Annotated in this window: 13 protein-coding genes and 1 tRNA gene; 7 read left to right on the top strand and 7 right to left on the bottom strand. The window is 38.1% G+C overall.

What is annotated here, in order from left to right:
• Nucleotides 1-34: 34 nt before the first annotated feature.
• Entirely contained in the window at nt 35-1,174 is a 1,140-nt protein-coding gene (locus tag A9996_RS03310) for an ATP-binding protein (protein ID WP_245905265.1), read from the bottom strand.
• A 273-nt stretch (nt 1,175-1,447) separates the two neighbouring features.
• Entirely contained in the window at nt 1,448-3,244 is a 1,797-nt protein-coding gene (lepA, locus tag A9996_RS03315; RefSeq protein WP_066430862.1) for a translation elongation factor 4, read from the bottom strand.
• A 201-nt stretch (nt 3,245-3,445) separates the two neighbouring features.
• Here lepA and A9996_RS03320 point away from each other — a divergent pair, with 201 nt between their 5' ends.
• Nucleotides 3,446-5,821, top strand: coding sequence for an outer membrane beta-barrel family protein (locus A9996_RS03320; RefSeq protein ID WP_066430863.1), 2,376 nt, complete (start codon nt 3,446-3,448; stop codon nt 5,819-5,821).
• Between the two features lie 375 nt (nt 5,822-6,196).
• Here A9996_RS03320 and A9996_RS03325 read toward each other — a convergent pair whose 3' ends face one another.
• A complete protein-coding gene (locus A9996_RS03325) occupies nt 6,197-7,300 on the bottom strand; it encodes a TolB family protein (RefSeq protein ID WP_066430864.1) in 1,104 nt (367 codons plus the stop codon).
• Nucleotides 7,301-7,391: 91 nt separating this feature from the next.
• Here A9996_RS03325 and A9996_RS03330 point away from each other — a divergent pair, with 91 nt between their 5' ends.
• The 4 genes from A9996_RS03330 to dusB all read left to right on the top strand — a co-directional run bounded on the left by A9996_RS03330 (nt 7,392) and on the right by dusB (nt 11,179).
• The gene (locus A9996_RS03330) at nt 7,392-8,618 is read left to right on the top strand and encodes a M20/M25/M40 family metallo-hydrolase (protein WP_066430865.1); all 1,227 of its coding nucleotides are present in this window, start codon (nt 7,392-7,394) and stop codon (nt 8,616-8,618) included.
• A 68-nt stretch (nt 8,619-8,686) separates the two neighbouring features.
• Nucleotides 8,687-9,070 carry a DUF4345 domain-containing protein gene (locus tag A9996_RS03335; RefSeq protein ID WP_066430866.1) on the top strand — a complete coding sequence of 128 codons (384 nt, stop codon included), beginning with the start codon at nt 8,687-8,689 and terminating at the stop codon, nt 9,068-9,070.
• Between the two features lie 270 nt (nt 9,071-9,340).
• Entirely contained in the window at nt 9,341-9,835 is a 495-nt protein-coding gene (locus A9996_RS03340) for an Hcp family type VI secretion system effector (protein ID WP_066430867.1), read from the top strand.
• A 351-nt stretch (nt 9,836-10,186) separates the two neighbouring features.
• A complete protein-coding gene (gene dusB, locus A9996_RS03345) occupies nt 10,187-11,179 on the top strand; it encodes a tRNA dihydrouridine synthase DusB (RefSeq protein WP_066431110.1) in 993 nt (330 codons plus the stop codon).
• Between the two features lie 270 nt (nt 11,180-11,449).
• Here the strand turns inward: dusB and A9996_RS03350 are convergent, their stop codons facing one another.
• Together A9996_RS03350 and rbfA are read right to left on the bottom strand one after the other, a co-directional pair.
• On the bottom strand, nt 11,450-12,652 hold the full coding sequence (locus A9996_RS03350; RefSeq protein WP_066430868.1) for an ABC transporter permease: 1,203 nt from the start codon (nt 12,650-12,652) through the stop codon (nt 11,450-11,452).
• Nucleotides 12,653-13,048, bottom strand: a complete 396-nt coding sequence (rbfA, locus tag A9996_RS03355) for a 30S ribosome-binding factor RbfA (protein ID WP_066430869.1) — start codon at nt 13,046-13,048, stop codon at nt 12,653-12,655.
• Between the two features lie 242 nt (nt 13,049-13,290).
• Between rbfA and mce the strand changes: the two genes are divergently transcribed.
• Both mce and A9996_RS03365 read left to right on the top strand, forming a co-directional pair.
• Nucleotides 13,291-13,695 carry a methylmalonyl-CoA epimerase gene (gene mce / locus A9996_RS03360; protein WP_066430870.1) on the top strand — a complete coding sequence of 135 codons (405 nt, stop codon included), beginning with the start codon at nt 13,291-13,293 and terminating at the stop codon, nt 13,693-13,695.
• A gap of 49 nt (nt 13,696-13,744) precedes the next feature.
• A tRNA-Ile gene (locus A9996_RS03365) sits at nt 13,745-13,818 on the top strand.
• A 714-nt stretch (nt 13,819-14,532) separates the two neighbouring features.
• Here A9996_RS03365 and A9996_RS03370 read toward each other — a convergent pair.
• Nucleotides 14,533-18,474: a hypothetical protein gene (locus A9996_RS03370; protein WP_146608924.1), complete on the bottom strand. Its 3,942-nt coding sequence runs from the start codon at nt 18,472-18,474 to the stop codon at nt 14,533-14,535.
• 111 nt (nt 18,475-18,585) lie between these two features.
• The gene (locus tag A9996_RS03375) at nt 18,586-23,625 is read right to left on the bottom strand and encodes a hypothetical protein (RefSeq protein ID WP_066430876.1); all 5,040 of its coding nucleotides are present in this window, start codon (nt 23,623-23,625) and stop codon (nt 18,586-18,588) included.
• Nucleotides 23,626-23,822: the final 197 nt, after the last annotated feature.

Raw genomic sequence — 23,822 nt, forward strand, 5'->3', positions numbered from 1 at the left:
TTGAGCACATTACATCGATAAAATTTAAATAAATTTAAGGATTAAGGAAGTTGATGAAATTGGATTTATTTATAATACTGACCTTGGTATCATATGATTTCTCAAACGCTTTGGCAATCTTTACTTTGGCCTTTTCATTCCATTTAATTTCGTAGGCTGAAATTGCGCCATTAGTCACTTCAATATAATCTATTTCTTGTTGACTTGTCGTTCGCCAGAAATAGGATTTTGACAAAAGTAAATGGTATGTATTTCGTTTAACACGCTCACTGATTAAAAAATTCTCCCATAGTGCTCCTTTGTCTTGTCTAGCATCTAAGGGTCTAAAATCGTTTATGATAGCATTTCTCATACCGTTATCATAAAAATAAATTTTTTGCTTGCGCTTAATTTCGTTTCTCAAGTTTTTGCTGAAACTTGGGAGTTTGAAAATGACATAATTATTGGATAGTATATCAATATAACTGCTGACCGTATTTTTGTCAATTCCTAAAAGTTGTGAGAGTTCATTGTAGCTCACCTCCTGACCAATTTGATAGGCTAAGGCCTGCATCAGTTTTTCCAGTACTTCTGGTTTTTTTAGGTTATGGAAAGCCAAAATGTCTTTGTACAAATAACTGTCTGAAAGGGTTTTTAAAATTTCTGTTTCCTCACCTAAATTAGTGATGACATCGGGATACATTCCATATAAAATCCTCTGTTCTAATTGCTGAACAGCTTTTAAATGACCGCTGTAGATTTCAAATTCTTCCCATGAAATAGGAAAAAGGTAATACTGCCATTTTCGTCCTGTTAAGGGTTCATTAGTTAAATTCTTAATTTCAAATGCAGAAGAACCACTCACTAAAAGTTGAACATTTTTAAATTGATCCGTGATAAGTTTTAAAGTCAGTCCAATATTTTCAATATGCTGTGCCTCATCAATAAAAACCAATTCATGGTTTCCTATGAGTGTTTTAAGTTGTTTTGTATTGATATTTTGAAGTATGTTCCTAAACGTTGGATCATCTCCATCAAGAAAGAGATGGTTTTTGTCATGGATGATTGAATTCAATAAAGTGGTTTTGCCAACTTGTCTAGGACCAATGAGTACAATGGCTTTGCCTTTTCCAAATTTTTTACTAATAGCTGGTTCAATAACACGATAAATCATTCGAAAGACTATGGTATTCACCAAATACAGCCTTTTTTAGTGAGTTCATTCACCAAATATCATGTTATTTGGTGAGTTGATTCACCAATATTAGGATTATGAAATTTCGCAGATTATAATTATGAGAAATAAAAGTCAAACAAGTAAGATGTACCGTGGCCTAAAGTATGACAGCAACGTACTTTGTGCTAATTAAGATCAATTATCAAAACAGATTCGAAAGAAAACGAATCTATGTACACATATAGGAATGGATTTTTGCTACTTTAAATATTAAATGAGATAGTATCTTGACTAATCATTCAACTTCAAAACGGCCATAAATGCTTGTTGTGGAATCTCAACATTTCCTACTTGACGCATACGTTTTTTACCTTTTTTCTGTTTTTCAAGAAGTTTACGTTTACGGGAAATATCACCACCATAACATTTGGCGGTTACATCTTTACGAAGTGCCTTGATAGTCTCTCTAGAAATAATTTTAGCACCCACAGCGGCCTGGATAGGGATATCAAATTGTTGACGCGGAATCAGTTCTTTCAATTTTTCGCACATCTTTTTACCAATATTCTGTGCATTATCTGCATGAATTAAGGCGGAAAGCGCATCTACAGGTTGGGCGTTCAATAAAATATCCAAACGCACCAATTTGGAGGTTTTCATTCCAATAGGATGGTAATCAAAAGAGGCGTAACCTTTAGAAACTGTTTTTAATCGGTCATAAAAATCGAAAACAATCTCCGCCAAAGGCATTTCAAAAGTAAGTTCAACACGTTCTGTAGTCAAATAGGTTTGGTTGATAACGATCCCTCGTTTTTCAATACACAAAGACATTACGTTGCCCACAAAGTCAGATTTTGTAATAATTGTGGCCTTAATATAAGGTTCCTCAACGCGATTAACAGTTGATGGATCAGGTAAATCAGAAGGATTATTGACTATAAAGGGAACGTCAGGATTTTTATTGGTATACGCATGGTAGGATACGTTGGGAACCGTTGTGATAACCGTCATATCGAATTCGCGCTCCAGACGTTCCTGGATAATTTCCATATGCAACATCCCCAAGAAACCACAGCGGAAACCAAAACCTAATGCTGCAGAACTTTCAGGGATAAACACTAGGGAGGCGTCATTTAACTGCAGCTTTTCCATAGAGCTACGCAACTCTTCATAATCTTCAGTATCTACAGGATAAATACCAGCAAAAACCATAGGTTTAACATCTTCAAAACCTTCCACGATATTGGTGGTAGGATTTGCAAAATCCGTAATAGTATCTCCAACTTTGACTTCTTTGGCGGTTTTGATACCGGTAATCAAATAACCAACATCACCAGCTTTAACGCTTTTTTTTGGAACTTGTGTCAGTTTTAAGGTGCCCACCTCATCAGCATAATACTCTTTCTCAGTGGCGACAAACTTAATTTTTTGTCCTTTTTTTATCTCGCCGTTAAAAACTCTAAAATAAGTTTCAATACCTCTAAAGGTATTGTAGACCGAATCAAAAATCAAGGCTTGCAATGGCCCGTCCGGATCTCCTTTCGGAGCCGGGATACGTTCAATAACCGCTTCAAGAATTTTATCTACGCCAAAACCTGTTTTTCCACTTGCATGAATAACATCTTCTGGCTTACAGCCCAACAAATCAACAATGTCATCAGTAACCTCTTCCGGATTTGCACTTGGCAAATCAACTTTATTCAAAATCGGGATGATTTCCAAATCATTCTCTAAAGCCAAATATAAATTAGAAATGGTTTGTGCCTGAATGCTTTGAGCAGCATCAACAATTAGCAAAGCACCTTCACATGCAGCAATTGAACGAGACACTTCATAAGAAAAATCAACGTGTCCAGGAGTGTCAATCAGGTTAAGAATATAGTTTTCGCCCTTATAGGTATATTCCATTTGTATGGCGTGAGATTTTATGGTTATCCCACGTTCACGTTCCAAGTCCATACTGTCCAAAAGTTGGTTTTGTTTCTCTCGCTCGGTTACTGTACCTGTAAAGTCCAATAATCGGTCTGCAAGGGTACTTTTACCGTGATCAATATGTGCTATAATACAAAAATTTCTAATGTTCTTCATAAATAACTGCGCTAACTAAGTTGCAAAGATAATTGATTTATTGAGGTTATAGATGTTTTTTATTCTTTCCAAGTAGTGACATTTCTACGGAAAAACCGTAATTAGAATCCTAAAACTATTTATATATTGCACACCCTAAACGAACTAATTTGAAACGCCCCATAAAAATTTGCTTACTCTTTTGTTGTTTTTTTTTCAACAATGCTAGGCTTCGCACAGGATAATTTCATTTCAGGCGCTGTTGCTGACATAGACGGTCAACCTATTGCATTTGCCAATGTTATTTTAATGAATGCACAAGACTCTAGTTTAGTCCGAGGAATTTCAACAAATGAAAAAGGCTTTTTTATCCTAGATAAGATACTAGAAAATAAATACTTGTTAAAGTTAAGCTTTATCGGGTATACTGACATCTATAAATCGGTTTTGGTCAACCAATCCATTCAATTGGGAACTATTATTTTAGAAGAATCTTCTCAGGAACTCGATGAAGTTAATATTTTGGTCAAAAGGCCAACTTTAAAAAAGGAGGCTGACCGATTGGTATTCAACATTGAAAATACCGCACTTATTGAAGGCAACATGTTTCAAGTACTCAAAAATACACCAGGAATTTTGGTGTTGAACAATACCATTCAAGTTAAGAACTCCACACCAACCGTTTATATCAATGATAAAAGGGTACATCTCAACACTGCGGAGCTGATACAACTATTAGAAGGATCTTCAGCAAATAACATTAAATCAGTAGAGGTGATAACTAATCCTTCTGCAAAGTATGATGCCTCTAGCGGAACGGTCATTAATATTGTAATGAGTAAAAATTTAATTACGGGTTACAGGGGAAATGTATTTGCCAATTTCACCCAAGGGGTTTTTCCGCGGTACAATCCAGGTACAAGTCACTTTTTTAAGAACGATAAGATTGATTTTTTTGCAAATTATAGCTATTCGCAAGACAAGATTAATAGAGACCAAAACGATGTGGTCAATTATTTGGACGGGAGTAATGCCATAGACCAAATCTTCAAATCCAATACCAATAGAAATACGTGGTCTAAGACACACAATCTTAATTTCAATTTTGATTATGCCCTTAATGAAAACAATACTTTAAGTTTGTCATCTAACATGCTCGTAGTGCCTTATTTTGAATATAAAATTAACAATACGACCAATGTTTTTGATGCCAATCAAAATTTGGAATACTTTTTCGATGCTAACAATTTCTCAGATGATGATAAGTATAACCTTGGATTTGATCTCGATTACGTCCATAAATTTAAAAATGAAGGCGAAAAACTTTCTGTGAATTTCCATTTTACAACATTTAATTATAGTAGAAATCAAGATGTAAAGAGCACTTATTTCGATACTGACGGAAGCTTTTTGGAAACTACCGCTTTCAGAACAGACAATCATCAGGATACGGAAATCTATACTGCCAAGGTTGATTATATGCTGCCTTTAAGTGATATTTCAAATTTAGAATTAGGCGCTAAAGGCATTAATATTAGAAGTTCAAGTAACATTACACAGTTTGATGTGATTAGCGGGACAGAAACCATTGACCCTAACAATACGGATGCTTTTGATTATGATGAAACCAATTTTGCCGGCTATGTCAATTTCTCGACAGATTGGGAAAAATTGAGTTTGGTTACCGGACTGCGGGCCGAACAAACTAATGTCAAAAGCAATTCCTTAGCAGATGGAATGACCAAAACTCAAGATTATTTAGAATGGTTCCCAACTGCAAGTTTAAATTATAGTGCTTCAGATAAAGTTTCTGTGTATACCAATTACAAAAGAAGTATTCAACGTCCTAATTATCAAAATTTAAATCCTTTTCAGTTCTACTTAAATGACTTTAATATCGTTACAGGAAATCCAAATTTACAACCTGTAATTGTTGATCATGCTGTATTGGGAACGTCTTTATTTCGAGGCACGTATACCGTAGAGGCCTACTATAAAACCTACACAAATAATATATTTGAGCTGCCATTTCAAGACAACACCAACACTATTTTGATTTACACACCAGTCAATCTTAGTAAGACCATAGAGTTTGGTTTTGACTTTATTACCTATTTCTATGTCATGGATAATTGGTCGTTATACTTTGTAACTTCTTTTTTTAATACCAAAGACGAAGCTGAATTTGATGGGATGATGATCGATAGGGATTTATGGTCGAATTACAGTGTTTTGAGCAATGATTTTACGTTTTTGAAAGACCAAAGTCTCAACGTCAATTTCAATCTCACCTATCTCAGTAAAAGCATGAGTGGTCTGAGAGAAATCAAAGATATATTACAATCAGAATTGACAATTTCAAAGAGTATCCTAAAAGATAAGGGCAGTATTTCATTGGTTGTTGCAGATCTTTTCAATACACAAAATTTTGATATCAGTTCGCGCTTTTTGAATCAGAATAGTTCGGTTTTCTACGATCAGGACACAAGATTTATCAAATTAGGGTTTCGATACAAATTTGGAAACACCAATTTAGAGACCAACCAACGCAGTAAGTCGCAACAAGAAACAGAGCGTTTGGAGAAACAAGGGAATTGAATTCCTAACCATATAAACGTATAAAAATCAGTGACAATCTGTTCGATCAGCGTTGTCAGCGTTCTATGTATTGGAACACAGATGACACAGTTTTCTTAAGATTTTCACTGATTTTTCACTGTCAAGTTAAAAGGTTAAAACCCTGCCATTCTGCAATATATGTATCTCATTATGAGATATTTCAGAATATTAATTTTGCCATTCTGCAATACTAGTATCAGTTTTTAAGGTATATCAGTATGCCAATCCTTTCAGTCTTGCCAATCTGCAATACTAGTATCAGTTTTTAAGGTATTTCAGAATGTCAACCCTTTCAGTCTTGCCATTCTGCAATACTAGTATCAGTTTTTAAGGTATTTCAGAATGTCAATCCTTTCAGTCTTGCCATTCTGCAATAAACAAATTGGTATCGCGTCCACCACCATTATTTCTATTGGAAGAGAATATCAGTTTTTTACCATCATTGGAAAACACAGGGAAAGCGTCAAAAGTCTCGCTGTGCGTCACGCGTTCCAAACCTTTACCATCAATCCCAATAATATACAAATTGAAAGGAAACCCGCGCTCCGCTTCAAAATTTGAAGAGAAAATAATACGTTTTCCATCTGGTAAAAAGAACGGGCTCCAATTGGCATTACCAAGGTTGGTCAACTGTCGCAAATCACTACCGTCTGCATTACAAATATAAAGCTCCATTTCAGTGGGCTGCACCAAACCTTCCTCCAGTAAACTTTTGTATTCTGCAATGGCTTCATCAGTTTTAGGACGTGAAGAACGGAAGATGATTTTTGTACCATCAGGCGAAAAGAAGGCGCCACCATCATAGCCCAATTCAAAAGTGATTTGTTTAACGTCAGACCCATCCAAATTCATGGTGTAAAGATCAATATCTCCATTTCTGGTTGAGGTAAATACAATTTTATCGCCTTTCGGAGAGACCGTTGGTTCTGCATCATAACCAATTTCGTTGGTCAATTGTGCGGTGATGTTGCCCTCTAAATCGGCCACAAAAATATCATAAGAGTCGTAAATTGGCCAGATGTATTTTCCGTCCTTTTTCAGAGGCGTTTCAGGACATGCTTCATCACCTAAATGCGTAGAGGCGTATATAATATGCTTATTGTCTGGTAGAAAGTAAGCACAGGTGGTCCGGCCTTTTCCGGTACTGATCATGGGTGGCATCTTGTCCTTAAATGTTTCATCGGCATTCATCAAAAACATTTGATCACAACCTACATTCCAGTTGGTATTATTGGACTGAAACACCAATTGTTTGTCGTCAAAACTCCAATAGGCTTCAGCATTATCGCCTCCAAAAGTGATTTGTTTTAAAGATTTGAAATATTTTTCTTCAGGATAAATTAAAGAATCAGATGCGGTTTTAACAAGGTTTTTAGTGGATTGCGGTCTCAAATTCTCCTCGTTTTTACATGAAATAATAACTATAGAAAGGATCGTGATAAAAAAAATGTGCTTCATAAATTAGTTGTTTAAAAGTTACAAGGCTTTTGAAACTTTGCAGGTTTAATCAGATATTACTTAATTTAGTACAAAATTAATAGATATCAACATGAAATCAATAATAGCACTTCTCTTTTTAGTTTTTGTCACCTCATGTAAGCAGGAAAAATTCAAAGAAATAAGCATCAAGGATGATGTTTCCGTTTTAGCGTCTGACGGCTTTGAAGGCAGGGAAACGGGTACTAAGGGAGAGCAGGAAGCAGCTGCCTTTATTTCAGAACGTTTTAAGGCCTTGGGCTTGCAATCAAAAGGGACGGATGGCTTTTATCAAACGTTTAGTTTTAAGCCCAAAAAAGATCCTCATGGTGACGTGTCTTATGATACAAAAACGACAGACAGTACCATAACGGGTACTAATATCTTAGGATATATAGACAACAATGCAAAAAACACCATTATTATTGGGGCACATTATGACCACTTGGGTTACGGTGGTGAAGGTTCTTTGTACCGTGAAAAGGATAAAGCCATTCACAACGGTGCCGATGATAATGCCAGTGGTGTTGCTGTGTTATTGAATTTGGTAGCCAAATTGAGAAAAACCAATACCAACAACAACTACTTATTTATGGCTTTTTCAGGAGAAGAAATGGGCCTATTGGGAAGTAATTATTTTGTAAAACACCCTACCTTTGATATCAAGACCGCCAATTATATGATCAATATGGATATGGTTGGGCGTTTAAAACCAGATAGCACTTTGGCAGTTTACGGCACAGGAACCTCGCCACGATTTAAGCAAGTGCTGCATGCTGCCAACAAGGGTTTTAATTTGATAGAAGATGAATCTGGCGTTGGACCTTCAGATCATACCTCATTCTATTTAAGTGATATTCCCGTATTGCACTTTTTTACCGGGCAACATGAAGATTACCACAAGCCTAGTGATGATTTTGATAAGCTGAATTATGACGGGATGGAGCTCATTGCGGATTATATTTTTGATGTGATTACAGAGTTGGACAACAGCGGAAAATTAGCCTTCAGAAAAACGAAAGATGAAAGTAGAGAGATGGCCCGATTTAAAGTTGGTTTAGGTGTTGTGCCAGATTATTTATTTGATGGCAGAGGCATGCGGATCGATGGCACCAGAGAAGACACACCAGCCTCAAGAGCAGGATTGCTCAAGGGTGATATTGTGCTTAAATTAGGGGATAGCACAATAACTGATATCTACGGTTATATGAGAGCGCTCTCGGTATTTGAAGAAGGTGATGAAACTAAGGTGATGTTTGATAGAAATGGGCAACAAATTGTGGCCGATTTAAAGTTTTAAAAAGAGTTGTACCTCTTAGATTTTCAATATCTGACAGATTTATAAATATATGCTTTATGAGATTATAAATGAACAGTCACAACCAATTTGTAACCAAAATCCATCTTCTCATATCTGTGCTTATCGTCGTGCCAACGGCGATAATATATGGATTTCAATTGGACTCGCTTTTAAATTTCCAATTAGACACACTTGATGAATTGAACCAATTTAAGGCAATGATGGGGCTCTACTTAGGGTTTTCAGCACTTTGGATTTTGGGAATTTTTAAAACGGAGTATTTAAAAATGGCGGTAATTACCAACATGATTTTTATGTTGGGGTTAGGTTTTGGAAGGATTTTAAGCATCTGGTTGGATGGAATTCCAAGTCTTGCCTATGTTTTTGGTGCCCTTGGAGAATTTGGATTGGGTTTTTATAGTCTTTGGCTTTTAAAATCGAAAAAGCTTTAGTGCTTCGCAATCATATTTCCAATCCTATAAGCCGCTAAATCTCAGGATTAAATTTCCTAGTTTATGAATAGGTAGGTCTTTATATTTTAACGTCTAAAAAACTTAACAGTATTAGGGCTCTGCAAACTCCACGGCTCATGCCTTGAAAATAATATGGTAAACAGATATTTAAGTTGTATATGCTCGAAAAATTTCATAACTTCAAGTAAATCAAATTTTTATGAAAACAATATGCATCTTATTTATTAGTATATTTTTAATTTCCATACCATGAGCAGTCAAAGTATACAAGAAAATCCAACGTCCTCCAACACTGTCGTTGGTTATTTGAAAATTCCTGATATTGCTGGAGAATCAAACGCTGTTCGCTTTGAAGATCAAATAGAGATTTTTGGGCTATCGTCTTTAATTGAACAAGGGAGTGCAGCACGAGTGGGTAAAGGAAGACGTAGAGCAAGAGCTCAAGTATCTCCAATGTATGTGGTAAAGAGGATAGATAGTGCAACACCCTATGTCATGTTAGCAAGTATGCAAGGTAGATCTTTCCCTGATATGGTAATTACTCTTGTTGAATCTGAAAGTAGTAACCAGATAGCTTATTTTATCGTAACACTTGAAAACGTTACAATTATTAAGCATCAATTTGATTCTAGCTCCAACCGCCAAGAAATAATTTCTTTATCCTATGAAAATATTACCGTTAAATACGTGTCTAATGATGGGAGCGAACATGAAATTACATTTGATGTGGCTGCAGGTGTTTAAGTGAGTTAGCAAAAATTGTAAGGATATACGCTGTTTTTGATTGAGGTTCTCAACTCGCACATTTTTGTTCTTAAGCTGTGTGCCCTAGAAACTTTTGGGGCTATATTTTAGTCTTTCTAGAGATATCATTATGCAAGAACGGCAAATAACAAGTCTTTACGCTTCCTTTAATTTCATCCTAAATAGTATTCAATTATCTGAAATCACAAAAACATTGAGGCCGCTTTGACATTTTGAACCCCGTCCTTTACAAGGACAATCGTGTTATCTCATATCACGAATTTTGAAACCTTTGAGGTCTCATAATTGCAATTGCGGAAAAATACCTAATTTTGCACTAAAATTTTGACCGTGGTAAAAATAGGTGACATACAACTTTCTGATTTTCCTTTGCTTTTGGCACCTATGGAAGACGTCAGTGATCCGCCGTTTAGGGCCTTGTGCAAAGAGCATGGTGCAGACGTTGTTTACACGGAGTTTATCTCTAGTGAGGGCTTGATCAGAGATGCTGCAAAAAGCATCATGAAATTGGACATCTATGAAAGGGAGCGTCCGGTTGGTATTCAAATCTTTGGAGCCAATCTTGAAAGTATGCTCCAAACTATTGATATTGTCGAAAAATCAAATCCAGATATCATTGATATTAATTTTGGCTGTCCAGTCAAAAAAGTTGTGAGTAAGGGCGCTGGCGCTGGCATTTTAAAAGATGTGTGCCTCATGGAAAAGTTAACGGCAGAAATGGTCAAACGTACCAATTTGCCAATTACCGTAAAAACCCGTTTGGGTTGGGACCATGATTCTATCAGAATTGTTGAGGTGGCCGAACGTTTGCAGGATGTGGGCTGTAAGGCCATTGCCATTCATGGACGTACACGTGCACAAATGTATAAGGGCAATGCTGATTGGCGACCAATTGCTGAGGTTAAGAACAATCCGCGGATGCACATTCCTGTTTTTGGGAATGGTGATGTCGATACACCTGAGAAAGCGATGGAAATGCGTGATGTTTACGGATTGGATGGGTGCATGATTGGCCGCGCCAGTATTGGAAATCCATGGTTTTTTAAGCAAGTCAAACATTTTTTTAATACTGGTGAACATTTGGCGGCTATTTCTTTGGAAGAACGCGTGGATGCTGCGCGCCGACATCTTCAAATGGCTATTGATTGGAAAGGTGAAAAACTGGGAGTTTTTGAAACTAGGCGGCATTATACTAATTACTTTAAAGGCATTCCAAACTTCAAGGAGCACCGCACCAAAATGGTGACTAGTGATGATTCTGGTGACGTGTTTGCGGCTTTTGATGAGGTATTGGAAGCTTTTTCTGGTTATGAGTTTGTTTAAAGTTCAGAGCTTGAAGCATGAAGCGTGAAGCATGAAGCGCGAAGTATGAGGCATGAAGCATGAATTTGGTACTTGGAGTTTGGAGTTTGAAGTTTGAAGATCGAAAGTTCACGTCTAAAATCCTCAACTTTTTTAATATTTAGTTTTTTTTACTCTTGGAAATTTTGTTTTTGGGTTGAATTTTACAGTTTTGAAGACTGAAGACTGAAGACTGAAGACTGAAGACTGAAGACCGCCTGCCCGTCCGCAGCCTTTGCGAAGGCGGGAACATTAACTCCTCACCAACTTCTCATTAATCCGTCCCGAAGCAATTTTAGAAGCAATCAAGCCTAAAACAGTTATGGTTACCAAGACAACCACAATATTCAGAAATTTAATATTGACAGGATAGGGGAGCGATGGTGTAATCATCACCAATGCAAATTGCTGCTGAAGCACTACAAGTATAAAACCTATCAAAACCCCAATAAATCCGCCAAGAACAGTCATCAAACTGCCTTGAAGAAAAAATACACGTCGGATATCTTTCGTAGTGGCACCAATATTATAAAGCGTGTGCAATGAGCCCTTTTTATCCAAAATCATCATGATCAAAGCACCAATCACATTGAATAATGCAATGATGATGACCAAGGTGAAAATAAGATAGACCACCAAATTTTCAGTATTCAACATTTTGTAGAGTGAATCATTTAATTGCGCTCTATTTTTTACTATAACGTCCGTATCAAAATTATCCAAAATAGCGTTTTTGACGGTTTCTTCATCTGCATTAGGTTGCAGCTTAATTTCAATACTACTCAATTGGTTAGTGGCGTAATCCATCAAATAGCGGGCGTTTACAATATCAGTATACACATAAGTTCCATTCAAATCCTCATTAACATCAAACACACCAATATTGACCATATTCAGTGAATTAAAGGCGCCCTTAATAGAACTTATTTGTCCAACACCAGGTTTTGGAACATAAATGCTGAGTGTTTTTCCATAATCTAAGACACCAAAAGACAGGTTGTGCGCAATGCCCCAGCCAGAAACCATTTGCCCACTCCCTTTTTCGAACCATTGACCTTGAATAATCATAGAATCCATATGGGTGACCTTCAAATAATTTTCATCCACACCTTTCAGGGATGCCAGCATATTTTTATTATCAAATTCGATAATGATGCGCTCTTCAATAATATTTGAATAGGATGCAATACCGTCTATGTTTTGTAGAGCGGTAGAATCTTTATCGGTTAGTAAAAAAGATTTTCCTTGGGAGGGAAGAATTTTAAGATCAGGATCAACAAAAGAAGAAAATTCAAGGCTAAAATCCTTTAAGCCAGCAAACCCTGAAAGTACAATAAACAACGCTGCAGCAGCAACAACCACGCCTGAAGCTGCAATAATGGTCATGATATTTATGGCATTATTGCTACTTTTGGTAAAGAGGTATCGCTTAGCGATGTAAAGCGCAAAGTTCAATTACGATTTTTTACGTTTGTCCAGTAAATCAGCATCCTTAATAGGGTTTTCTTCCCCTTTTAAAGATTTATCAATCCGTTCAATATACTCGAGAGAATCATCAATAAAGAATTCTAAATTCGGCATTCTGCGCAGTTGATGTCTGGTGCGTTGTGCCAATTCATGACGAATTAATGGGGTGTTGGAGCGAATACCAATCAATAATTCTGCAGCTTCCTTATTGGGGAAAATGCTCAAATATACTTTTGCCAATGACAAATCGGCTGTGACGTTTACCTTGCTTACAGATATGATGACACCGCGTAAACCGCCTTTAGTAGCTGCACTTTGAAGCACGTCAACCAAGTCTTCCTGTAAAATACCTCCTATTTTTTTCTGTCTATGACTTTCTTCCAAAATGTTTTGTTTTTATAAATCAAGTAGTTATCCAATGACTTAAATTAGTAATTAAAAGCCAAATAGAGGCTTATCGACTGCAAAAATAGAGCATATTTAAGGATTATTGTATTTTTGGTAAGACAAAGTTGAATTGTAGTAGGTTTGAACTTTGATTAACTATAATCAGATATGAAATTCTTTCTGTAGATAGGTAAATTTGCTGAAAATTAATAAGATTCCTACTTTCACTGGAAATGAATATGAAAAAAATTGAACACATAGGTATCGCCGTCAAAGATTTGGATGTTTCTAATGAGGTATTTGCCGCACTCTTTGGGAAACCCCATTATAAAACAGAAGCCGTTGAAAGTGAAGGCGTCCGTACGTCGTTTTTTAAAACGGGCCCCAATAAAATTGAATTGTTAGAAGCGACTTCAGCCGATAGCCCCATTGCTAAATTTATTGAAAAGAAAGGGGAGGGCGTCCATCACATTGCATTTGCAGTAGATGATATAGAAGCAGAAATTGAGCGTCTCTCCGAAGAAGGATTTATCGTGTTGAACAAAATCCCTAAAAAAGGTGCCGATAATAAGTTAGTCGCCTTTTTGCACCCAAAAAGCACCAATGGTGTTTTGATTGAGTTGTGCCAAGAGATAAAGCCGTAAAATTGTTGTAAGATTTTAAAATAAGTAGTAATATTGCATCCTCTAAACCGGTCCTATAGCTCAGCTGGTTAGAGCACCTGACTCATAATCAGGTGGTCCCTGGTTCGAGCCCAGGTGGGACCACGTCAATGATTACAAAGCTTCCGAGAAATCGGGAGCTTTTCTTTTATATGATGGGTACAACAGAGATACAATAAATTAGTGTTACCTGTATCTTGATCTAAAACGAATCTACATATTAATTCATCCAGTCTGGTAGAAAAGCACCTTCGACGCCAATTCAAAATTTCTATTCCACAGGTTTCTTTAGGAAACCACCTTTTAGAATACCAAACTTTTTTATAGTGGCACATACTGCTGATTCGCATCACCTACCGAAAGGATAAGAACCGTATTTTTTTGAATGTTAAACGCTAATCCACATCTATCATTATTTACAAGAATAGAGTAGAAGTCGCACATGCGAATATGCAGCATTGCGCAGTAGTACTTTCACTTTATAAATTATGGGATAATTGAAAAGGCTCCAGATTAACATTACGTTGACATTCATTTTTCATAGTTGGCCGGATTTTCGCAAAGCGCTCTGGCCGGATAGTTTCGAGAGTGGCCACACGCCCGAAGCGCAGTAAGGACCGTCTAAGTATTGCCAAAAATTGGTGACCACAATGTATTACTCAAAATTATCGTAAAGAAATGATTTGGAAAGTAATTTGTGTTTTTCCAGATATAAATCCAAATTTAACGTCTTGAAAACTTTACATAAGCTCATATTATAATTAGATTTTAGAAACAATTATCGAACGCTAAAATAGAAACTTTTTAAAACTAGGTTGCTTATATTTCTAAGAGACAGGTTTCCATCACCGGACACAATTTAGACGTTCTCAAGATTCTAATTTTATCCAATAAAACTTCCTGTGGGGATAGTGGATGAATGGAAAAGTTAGAATCGGGTATTTCGCCATTATGAAAATCATTTCTGGGCATCAGTTCAATGGATAAAACACTCAAAGGTGCATTTTCATCAATGCCTAAGAAACGCAACTTTTCCCGAATGTTTTTCATATTCCAAAAACCGACGGAATAAGGTGGTGTGCCAGCCAATAATACAGGCGATTCCGGTGGACTGAATGGTTTTTCGGGATTTTCTTTTTCCATTTTACGTCTATTATATGCTTCCACTTCATCTAAATCCAACGTCAAAAAAGGTTTCAACAACAATAATTTATCGAGCAAAATATTCCGATACTGAACGCCATCGGCCTGTATTACCTGGGCATATAAGCAGGCATGAATATCGGTTCTGGGTTTGGAAGGGGTTACATTTCTTCCTTCAAAAAAAGATTGCGCATGCCGTGTACTTACCAGAATTTTACCCCTATCTCTCATGGTGTGTACTATCATTGAAGGCGCAGGGTGCTGGACTCCGGTTACTCGCAAGGGAGAACCATAACGGCCTTGGGCGGTTGACCATTTTTTCGGATCGGCATGTCCCACTCGAAATTCATACGTGAAAAAGCCAAATAATTCTTCTGAATCTTGATAAACTCCCGGTGGAAGAGGTAATAGAAAATGTGTAGGCTTCTCATCCGGAACTACCGCGTTAGCAGGTATCATAGCCTGCATGGCGTCAAGACCACTTTGATCGAACGGCTGGCCTGGCCTTACGATCCTTACCGTCTCTGGATCGAGATTTATAGGTGGTTCGGGCTGTTCATTCCGCAAATAAGCTTGCCAATTTTCCTTTGTCCAATTGGGATTATTTCCGTCCCTCAAAAAGCCATCCGATAAGATTGTTCCTTCCAGACGTTCATCCAACGCAGCGAGCATAGGATCTGGGGAATAGGACAATACACGGGCAAAGTACATATCTTGATTATCCACAAGGGGTTTGTCAAATTCCACCCACAAATAACGATTACGATTGAATGTTTCCGAATAACGGTTTGCTATTAATTCTTCCTCCGGGCTTTCGGGAGACAGAGCGATGCCTACAGCAACAATCTTTGGCACTTGTGCGGGAACCGTTGTAATGGGCAGTAAATTAGTGAGTTGCTTTACAGTGCTGGATTCATCAAATCCAAATTCAATAGGCACATCATTTTTGATTACCTGCTTAAATTGTGGTTCAATAAAATACCGTACTTCTATAGGTTCGGGAAAGTTCCCTTCGGATGGTTTTGGGTCTAAGGCATCGATAAATACCAACTTCGTAAAAGAACGATTCGGTTCATTCATTGCCTGCCAATTTAATCCTTTCGTTAGGCCAATGATGCCCAATTCTTCTTTTTCCTGAAAGTCTTCATTACCCTCAAACTTCCAATGTCTGAAAACTTTAAAGCTGTCAGGCTTGAGCATATCCCAAGTCCAGTCGCGGTTAAGATCGAGCTGTATTACATTGATCCATTTATGATAAAAATCATCACGGCTGGCAAAGGTTATAGAACTGCGATCTGGCGAAACAGAATGGTTGATGATTTTACTGCACCCCATTTGTGTTCGGACATTGTCCTTTCCGGTAAGTGATCCTGTTTTATGAGTCAAACTGGTAATGGCTGCAAGCCGATCGAGCAAATCCGAATCGGTTGCATTGCCTTTTCCGCGGGTCTTTTGTTCTTTCCTGAATTGGGGAGTGATAATAGGTTGTGGTTGAAAGAACATACTTAGCAATGAATCTATAGGTTCATCCAATAACGGTTCTTTTTCAAGCTTTTTGGGATCCTGACGAAGGAATTGCACGGTTGGAATACTTATTCTTGAATCTTCCGAGCCAAAATATTCTGAGGTTTCATTAGGGCAAAATGAACGAATCGTAATGCGTATGTCCCTTGCCGTTGGAAGTAGCAATGGTCCTTTTTTACTGTTTATTTTCCCAACTAATCCGAACTTTTTATCAGGAGCTAAAAAATTAATCACGGGTATGTCCTGATAGTCAAGCTTAAGGTCAATGACATCTTTTGGATGGTTATGTTTTAATATATATTTCGGAAAATCCCGGAACGTTTTATACAAAAAAACATATGCTTCTTTAGGCGTTGTTCCAGTAATTGCATGATAAGAATCTTCCCGATCCATATCGAGCGTATTTATTTCTACCACAATTTCTACCTGGGCTACATCAGGATCGGGCAAACTTACCTCGCGAAGCCATGTATGAAAATTACGGGTTGCATCGTCGCGATTTCGCAATGCGATGAGTTCCTTTCTGTCCTCCAATAATTCATCGGTAGCTTTTTTTGTGTCAACATTGGTGTAAAGTACTGCAGGATAATTGAGGCGAGGCCTTTCGATAACGAGAGAGTTTCCATCTTTTGCTATCTTTATGGTTGGTGGTTGAGGCGCAACGTATCTTTTGAATTTTTGAACGGCTATTTTATGTTCGCCCTTATTTTGGGAATTACTTTTTGGCCCAGGGCCGCCGCCCGATATATCGGATAAGCGTACACGAAAGGCATAAACATTGCCATATTTCAAATCTAGTTGATCTTCTTTTGGGTGAGTGTAAAGTGCTTTGGGCAAATCGTCAGGATTCTCGTTTTTATTTCTCATCATTTCATCCTTGATCACATCGAGCTGGTTGAGTTTTTCTGGCAGCGGATCAGGAATACACAAACAGGTACCATTCCAGTTGGTGAAATAAGCGGGTAACCAATAACTTCCATTATCGCCATGTTTTGCAAACGATACTGATACCCCCGATTCCATATCAACTTTACCGAGGTCAATATCTCCAGTTTTTAAATTGGTAGACGTTAAGGATACTTGAGACTTCCATGTATCTTTGAGTTTTTCTTCCAATTGAGCGGAGTTTAAAGAAATATCCTCAGGATTAATTTGCGCGACATCTATCCGGTATTTACTCACAACCAGTGGAGTATCGGCTTTATTCCCGGCAACAATATTTGCTTGTGACTGCAAGCCGCGATTGTACCATTCTAGCACCTGTTCGTCATCCCACGCCAAACGGATACCCATATCCGTTACAGGGGCAGTACCACTGGCCTCTTCTCCAAGATGATCAGTACTAATTGGCTGGCTGGAATGCACAATTTTTGCGAAGCCATCGCTATAGTGCAAAACGTCATCAAAAATAGCATCAAATGGACCGGCTGCTTCTGGTTCTTCTACTGGAAAAAGCACAGGGCTGAATAAATTTCTGCTTTCAGTAACCGGTGGAATCCAAGCTGAGTAGCGCTGGATATTTTCTGGTAATAGGTCCTTAAAAGAAGATCCAACTTTAAAGTCAACGTAAACCCAACCCCCATCTTTGAAATAATCGGAAGAAGGCAATTCCATCTCGACCTTTTCATAAAGTATCCCCATTTGAGTCGCTAGCTTTGGTTGATGCAAACAAAAAGCCATCACTTGCGCCCAGTTAACAATATCCTTATTTGCAACATCTATATTTTTAAAGGAATTTTCTTTTAAGGCACAGAAATAACTGTCATCAGAGACCGCTCCCTGCCGGGTTCCAGCAAAACCAAAAGCCTTTCTGTAACTTTCTGGAAGGTATTTTTTAATGGGGATGGCAATAATTGGTTCTCTGCCATGTTCATCCTGGATTTTAAAGTAAGTTCCTATTTCTTCAAATAATGCTGTACGGTCGGGATTGACAGGGTCAAGGACGGTTTCTACCGTTGCATATGAATCTGTGTGGGTTTCTAATGCGGGCACTAATTCATTGCCTTTCACCAAAAAGGCATTCAATTGAATATTGGATTTAGCAAAAGAAACTGCGCCTGCCATCAACGGTTTCGTTGGATCGAACTTTGGCATTATCACAATGTTACAAACCAGTTTTTTCTCTGCCTCATTTATAATGATTTCTTGTGGAAGTGTAAAAATGAAAATCTTTGTGACTGTTGAATTCATGATGTTTGATTTACTTTAATTTAAGGCGATTTCTTCTGTATAGGTTTTTGTAAAATCATAGCTGATTACAAATGCCAAGCTTACATCCAACGAGAATTTCATGGCGAAAATGGCTGTTGTTTTTGGGTCATCATTTACTTTGTCCTTTCTGTCAACTCCTGCACTTCCTTCTATCTGAATGGCAACAACCAGCAAACCGCCGGCAAGAGATACAACGCCCCGAAGCATTTGTCCGGCGATTGCTCTAAAATTGCCGGAATCGATATTTCCTGCAAGGCTGAATGAACGCGTAACAGATACCAAGCCTACCACCGGTAAGTCCACCACCACCGTTGCCCCAAAACCAAAGGTGAACTCAAAAGTGGGTTTAGGATCAGCAAAGTCGACGTAAGCTTTCACTTTGGTTATACCTACGCCATAAGCCGCTGCAATGCCGATGGTAATCAGTTGAATCTGAATCATTCCTTCAAATCCAAAAACAGCACCGGCACCGGGTTTTATAAGGTTTTTAGGATCGGGGCTTAAGGAAAGATTAAAGAAAATTCCGAGTGAAAGGCTTGCCTCGATGATTAATGGCGGCGGCGTGGTGAGTGTTATTTCTTCTACGGAAGGAAACTGAATTACGGGAATATTTTGGTCAATGCTCATTTTGTAGCTGTAAACGTCGGGGCTGTTTCCCATGACCACTTTTAAATTATCGGATTGGGCCTTGCCTGCTAAAAGCGCCAATATCTGTAGAATGTCTTTCACCGCTTGAAGTTCGTCACCCAGTTCAGCTTTGGGATTTTCAAATACGGGATCTTTACCTGCCTCTGAACGGAAAGTGCCCCTTAAAGTTAAAAGTGGTTTAATACTTCCGAGGTTTATCTTGATTGCGACATCCTTATTGATGGTTTGATATTTTTTTCTTTCATTGTCAAGGGCTTGCTCAACAGCATCACTGTTCAAATCAACCTTAAAAACAGAAGGGCTTTTGGCTGCATCATTAGCGCTGTAACTAATAATTATTTGTAATCCAGCTTCATTTAATAATTCAAACTCCTGTGAGGCGAGACCCTTTGTTAATTGAGGCGGAATAAATTTATCTAGACTGCCTTCTCCACCGAAAAATTCTTGAGGAAATTTTAATCCACTGCCATTGTCTGTAATATCCAATGACGTTACGAAATCAGGAAGGGATAGAGTTCCCAGTAGATTAGGAAAAACTGTTTTGCATTTGAGCAACCGGAATGCATCCGCAAGGTCTGGCGTGTCATGGAATATTTTAGCGGGATTTATTTCTGAAAAGGATGGACGCCGGAACAATAGTTTTTGTGTCCCTGTTGTTTGCAAAAAACTATATTGGATTGACGGTAAAGAACCATTAGGAGGATTGCCAGCATACTTATCAATTTCTACAGGATCTCCAATGCATTGATGGGAATTAGAGTACTGGACTTTCCTCACATTATTGGCATCAATCTTAAGTAATCCATTGCGAATTACGGGGACAGCTTCTGCCGCATTCAAAGGAATGACATCTTTTGAAGCAAGGCATTTAACGACCGTCCAAGAACCTTCTTTCGGAAATTCGACAGTACCTCTTACTGCAACCACAAAGGTGGGAGGTGCCTCATTGCTTGCCGACACATCAACCCTTGTAACCTGCATGCGCTGACCGGTAGCCCCTATATCAATAATGGCATTTATCGGGCCACCCAGGTTACCACCTATTTTGGGATCGTTCAATAATTTCTTGAACTGCTCAGATGGAAACAGATTTTTTAAAGTCGTGTTCTCGTTAAGTAATGCTGGGTCGGCAAGCATTACATAACCAAATTGTCCCACAGAATGAACCAATGAAAATTCATTATCCTTAACGTTTGGAAGGGCGCCTTTGATAATATTTTGAATTTTAATATCCCCGTTAAAATAGACCCCGGTAAATCGTATTCCGGGCATTATAATATCCATGGTTTCCGGGATATTTTTAATTTCTTTTACATTGTAGATGCCCTTAACCATTCCGGGATGAAAATTATATGGATTGGCTTCTTCAGGATGTACGTGCGCCCGATAATCAAACTCTCCAGGTCCCTGTGCCACCCATCCTGAATCATATCTATTGACAATACCTGTATTTTTTCTTTGGATTACAACAGAACGTACCACAGGTGCGCCCCATGGAAACAACATACTTTTTATCTGTATAACTTCATGTGCGGTTCGCCCGATGAGCACATCAAATCTTACTTGGCTCACGGCACCATAGTTGGCACTTTCATTTAACCAGTTGCTAAAGATACTTGCACCATATCCTGAAAAATCTATGCGCTCCAAAGGGACTTTTTCATTTCCGCCTCTTGAGAATTCTTTGTTGAACTGGCCGGATATGTCCTTCCCGAGAATATTGATTTTGGTGATAGTGTCGGTAGGATTTTGTATTGCCGAGCCAATAAAATAAGTAAGGTGATTGTCTTTATCATTTACTTCAACACCTTTTGGAGGAATTGCTTCTAGATGCAGTTGCATTGCGCCACTCAAATCCCCCGTCTTTTTGGTGGAAAAGTCGGGTTGGTTGGCACGAGCTTTCGCTGATGGCAAGCCATCAAATATATTTGGATTGAAATAGGCAAAGGCACAAATACCAAAAGGAAGACTGAAATGGGCGGCCATGCCCCGTGGTTTTTCCACATTATTAAAACCATCAATTATAAAATTGTAAACATTCCGCGGCACCAATGCCACTTCATTTTTTTGTGCACTTGCGATACGGGTCGGCGCTCCATTGTCTAAAAAATTTATAACGGATGGAATTGGAGTGTCTTCATGCACCAACGGATTGTCAATTTGCATTACAGGTTCCCATTGAATGTGAGGCAGCGTAAATAATCTGCTCATCCTTCCTGAGCTGACGAGGTCCATATTTTTTAGTCTGAAAGGAAATTCGCCTTGATAGCCTAAACTTTCTGAAAGTCTCCTTTGGTCTTCATGGTTTGCACCAATGAAATCGGAAAAGGAAACGCCCCACCTGTTTGTTCTTTCTGAAACATCAACCAGACAACGATTACCGGGAAGCAATTTTAAAAAGCCATCGGCCCCCAATACATTTTCAGCATCTCGATTAACTAATTGACGGATCTCTTCATTGTTGTAACTCTCGTCCACAAGTGGGCCACATGGTGAATCTGTATGCGATAATATACGTACCAATTCATCGTTACTTATTTTGTTATTCACAAATGATTGAATTGTATTAAAATGCAGGCTTTGTGTGTCGTCGTTCCATTTTACCAAAGATGCAATGGAGAACTTGAACTGATCTGGCAACGTATCGGCACCACTTCTCCATAACTCATTAAACCGAACTACTTCCGCGTCATCAAAAATGCCATCCTGATTGCTTATATATGGATCTGGCAAAGTATTAATTACACGATACACACGAAATACAAGAGAAAAAAAGCCTTCGTTGATTGTTTCATTATTTGACAGGACACCTTTTATAAAAACACCTTTGGGATCTCCGGTGGTAAGCAACGCATTGTGCAGGCATAAACTTTGGAGCAGATTTCTTTTTTTAAGATTGCCACCGTCACCCTTTATTTTGTTGCCTATGATAATTAAAGAAGTTGTATCCTCAATTTTCAAAAATTCAATCACGCCAAGATGATCGGATATTTCAAACCGTTTTTGATTGGAATTTAAAGGCCGATCTGCTTTTGCGGTAATATTAACGGGTTGTATCAACGCTTCCATGTTTTGATTATCACTTATACAAATGCCGGTGCCCTGTGGTAAAGGCCGAATGTTTACTGAAGAAAATGATTCACCTTCGGAAATTGCTTTCCACATTTGGAAATTTTGGTTAAGTTTCACTGTTGCAGTGAAAGTGTATTTTAGGTTCATTCTTCCGGGTCTCGCGAGCAACAAAAAGCTTGTGATTGAAAGTTTCCCGTTTGCCAAGTTGGGCCAGTCCAACAACAATCCATCCGCGCCTCTAAAGCCTAGGTATCCAGTAAAAATAGAGGTTCCCAACATCCCATTACCGGCATTGTTGTCAGTGCTTACAATAGGTAAATACCATCCTGCATCACTGATAGCTGTTTTTTCACTTAACTGAAAACGTAGTGTATCAGTATCGAGAATATTCCAAGTGTCTTTATTTACCTTTAAAGAAAACTGGATTAAATTGTCTGTTTCAAGAAATATTGGAGTACTATTTTCGTTTCTGTCGAATGCAATAGTGTCTCCGTTTAGATTGATGCTTGATCCATCGAAAGATTCAACGGAACATTTTGTTCCGGAAAAAGACAATGCTATTTTATTGGGAAATAATGCTTTAGGTTGGGCGATATTGAGAGGATTATTGGTGGATTGATCAAAAGGTTCAAAAATTAATTGAAAATTATCTGCTTGTATCGAACCAAGTCCTGAAGCTTGTATGGCAATGCGTCCTGAAGGTAAAAGCTCACAATTTTTTGCACGCATACCAATGTATTTTTTTGAGCTCGTCGGGACAACTGTTTTTAAGGATATCCAAATGGTGCAATCTGGGAAATTTAAGGTTTCTTGGATTCCTGCAGGTGGCAATTCTTCACCGTTTGGTAAGGCAATGACTAAAAAATCAGCGATTCCCCCTTGTGATATTTCTAAGAGAAGTTGCTTCGGAAATTCAAAAAAATCAAACCAAACTGGGCTTGAATGTTCATTGATGAAAGGGCCAAAAGAAAACGTGGGTTCAATAAAGTTTTCAATGCTTTCCTCAATGCCTATCCTTATAGGCACATCTCTTTGGCGCAACCAATACACAGGGTCTGAAATATTTCTGTTTGCCTGTTCAGCAATAATTTTTTCAGCCAGCCTATCCAGTTCATCGCTTTTGTCTTCCGGCAACATTTGAGTTTGCATACCTGGAAATTCCAAAGCGTTTTTTCTGAACTCCAACGATGATTGTGTAAGCACAAACATGAGTAAGTCCTGAAATTTTCCAAAATTCGAATCTTCCGGCTGTGGCTGCATTTTTAAAGGCCCGAGAATCTGGATGAGCCAGGAGATAATATCCTTCCGTATCATAGTTTGATTTTTTCGAATGAAAATAGATTTTATGAAAAAACAGTTAAATGTAGCAGCTACCCAGTCTGAAAAATAGTACAAACACGACAATTTTTAGGCTATGAATAAATGTAACTGGTATAGTGCTCTTCCGTCTACGGCGTTTGTTCCAAGAAGGTATCCACGGAAAATCTAATAAAGTCCTTGACGAGGTGCGT

Source organism: Gelidibacter algens, assembly GCF_001678675.1.
GTDB classification, from domain to species: Bacteria; Bacteroidota; Bacteroidia; order Flavobacteriales; family Flavobacteriaceae; genus Gelidibacter; species Gelidibacter algens.

What these genes read in the sequence shown, in the direction of transcription:
- A9996_RS03335 (WP_066430866.1), top strand. Translation starts at nt 8,687, where the DNA reads ATGAACAGTCACAACCAATTTGTAACCAAAATCCATCTTCTCATATCT.
- A9996_RS03330 (WP_066430865.1), top strand. Translation starts at nt 7,392, where the DNA reads ATGAAATCAATAATAGCACTTCTCTTTTTAGTTTTTGTCACCTCATGT.
- A9996_RS03375 (WP_066430876.1), bottom strand. Translation starts at nt 23,625, where the DNA reads ATGATACGGAAGGATATTATCTCCTGGCTCATCCAGATTCTCGGGCCT.
- A9996_RS03320 (WP_066430863.1), top strand. Translation starts at nt 3,446, where the DNA reads ATGCTAGGCTTCGCACAGGATAATTTCATTTCAGGCGCTGTTGCTGAC.
- A9996_RS03325 (WP_066430864.1), bottom strand. Translation starts at nt 7,300, where the DNA reads ATGAAGCACATTTTTTTTATCACGATCCTTTCTATAGTTATTATTTCA.
- A9996_RS03370 (WP_146608924.1), bottom strand. Translation starts at nt 18,474, where the DNA reads ATGCCAAAGTTCGATCCAACGAAACCGTTGATGGCAGGCGCAGTTTCT.
- lepA (WP_066430862.1), bottom strand. Translation starts at nt 3,244, where the DNA reads ATGAAGAACATTAGAAATTTTTGTATTATAGCACATATTGATCACGGT.
- mce (WP_066430870.1), top strand. Translation starts at nt 13,291, where the DNA reads ATGAAAAAAATTGAACACATAGGTATCGCCGTCAAAGATTTGGATGTT.
- A9996_RS03340 (WP_066430867.1), top strand. Translation starts at nt 9,341, where the DNA reads ATGAGCAGTCAAAGTATACAAGAAAATCCAACGTCCTCCAACACTGTC.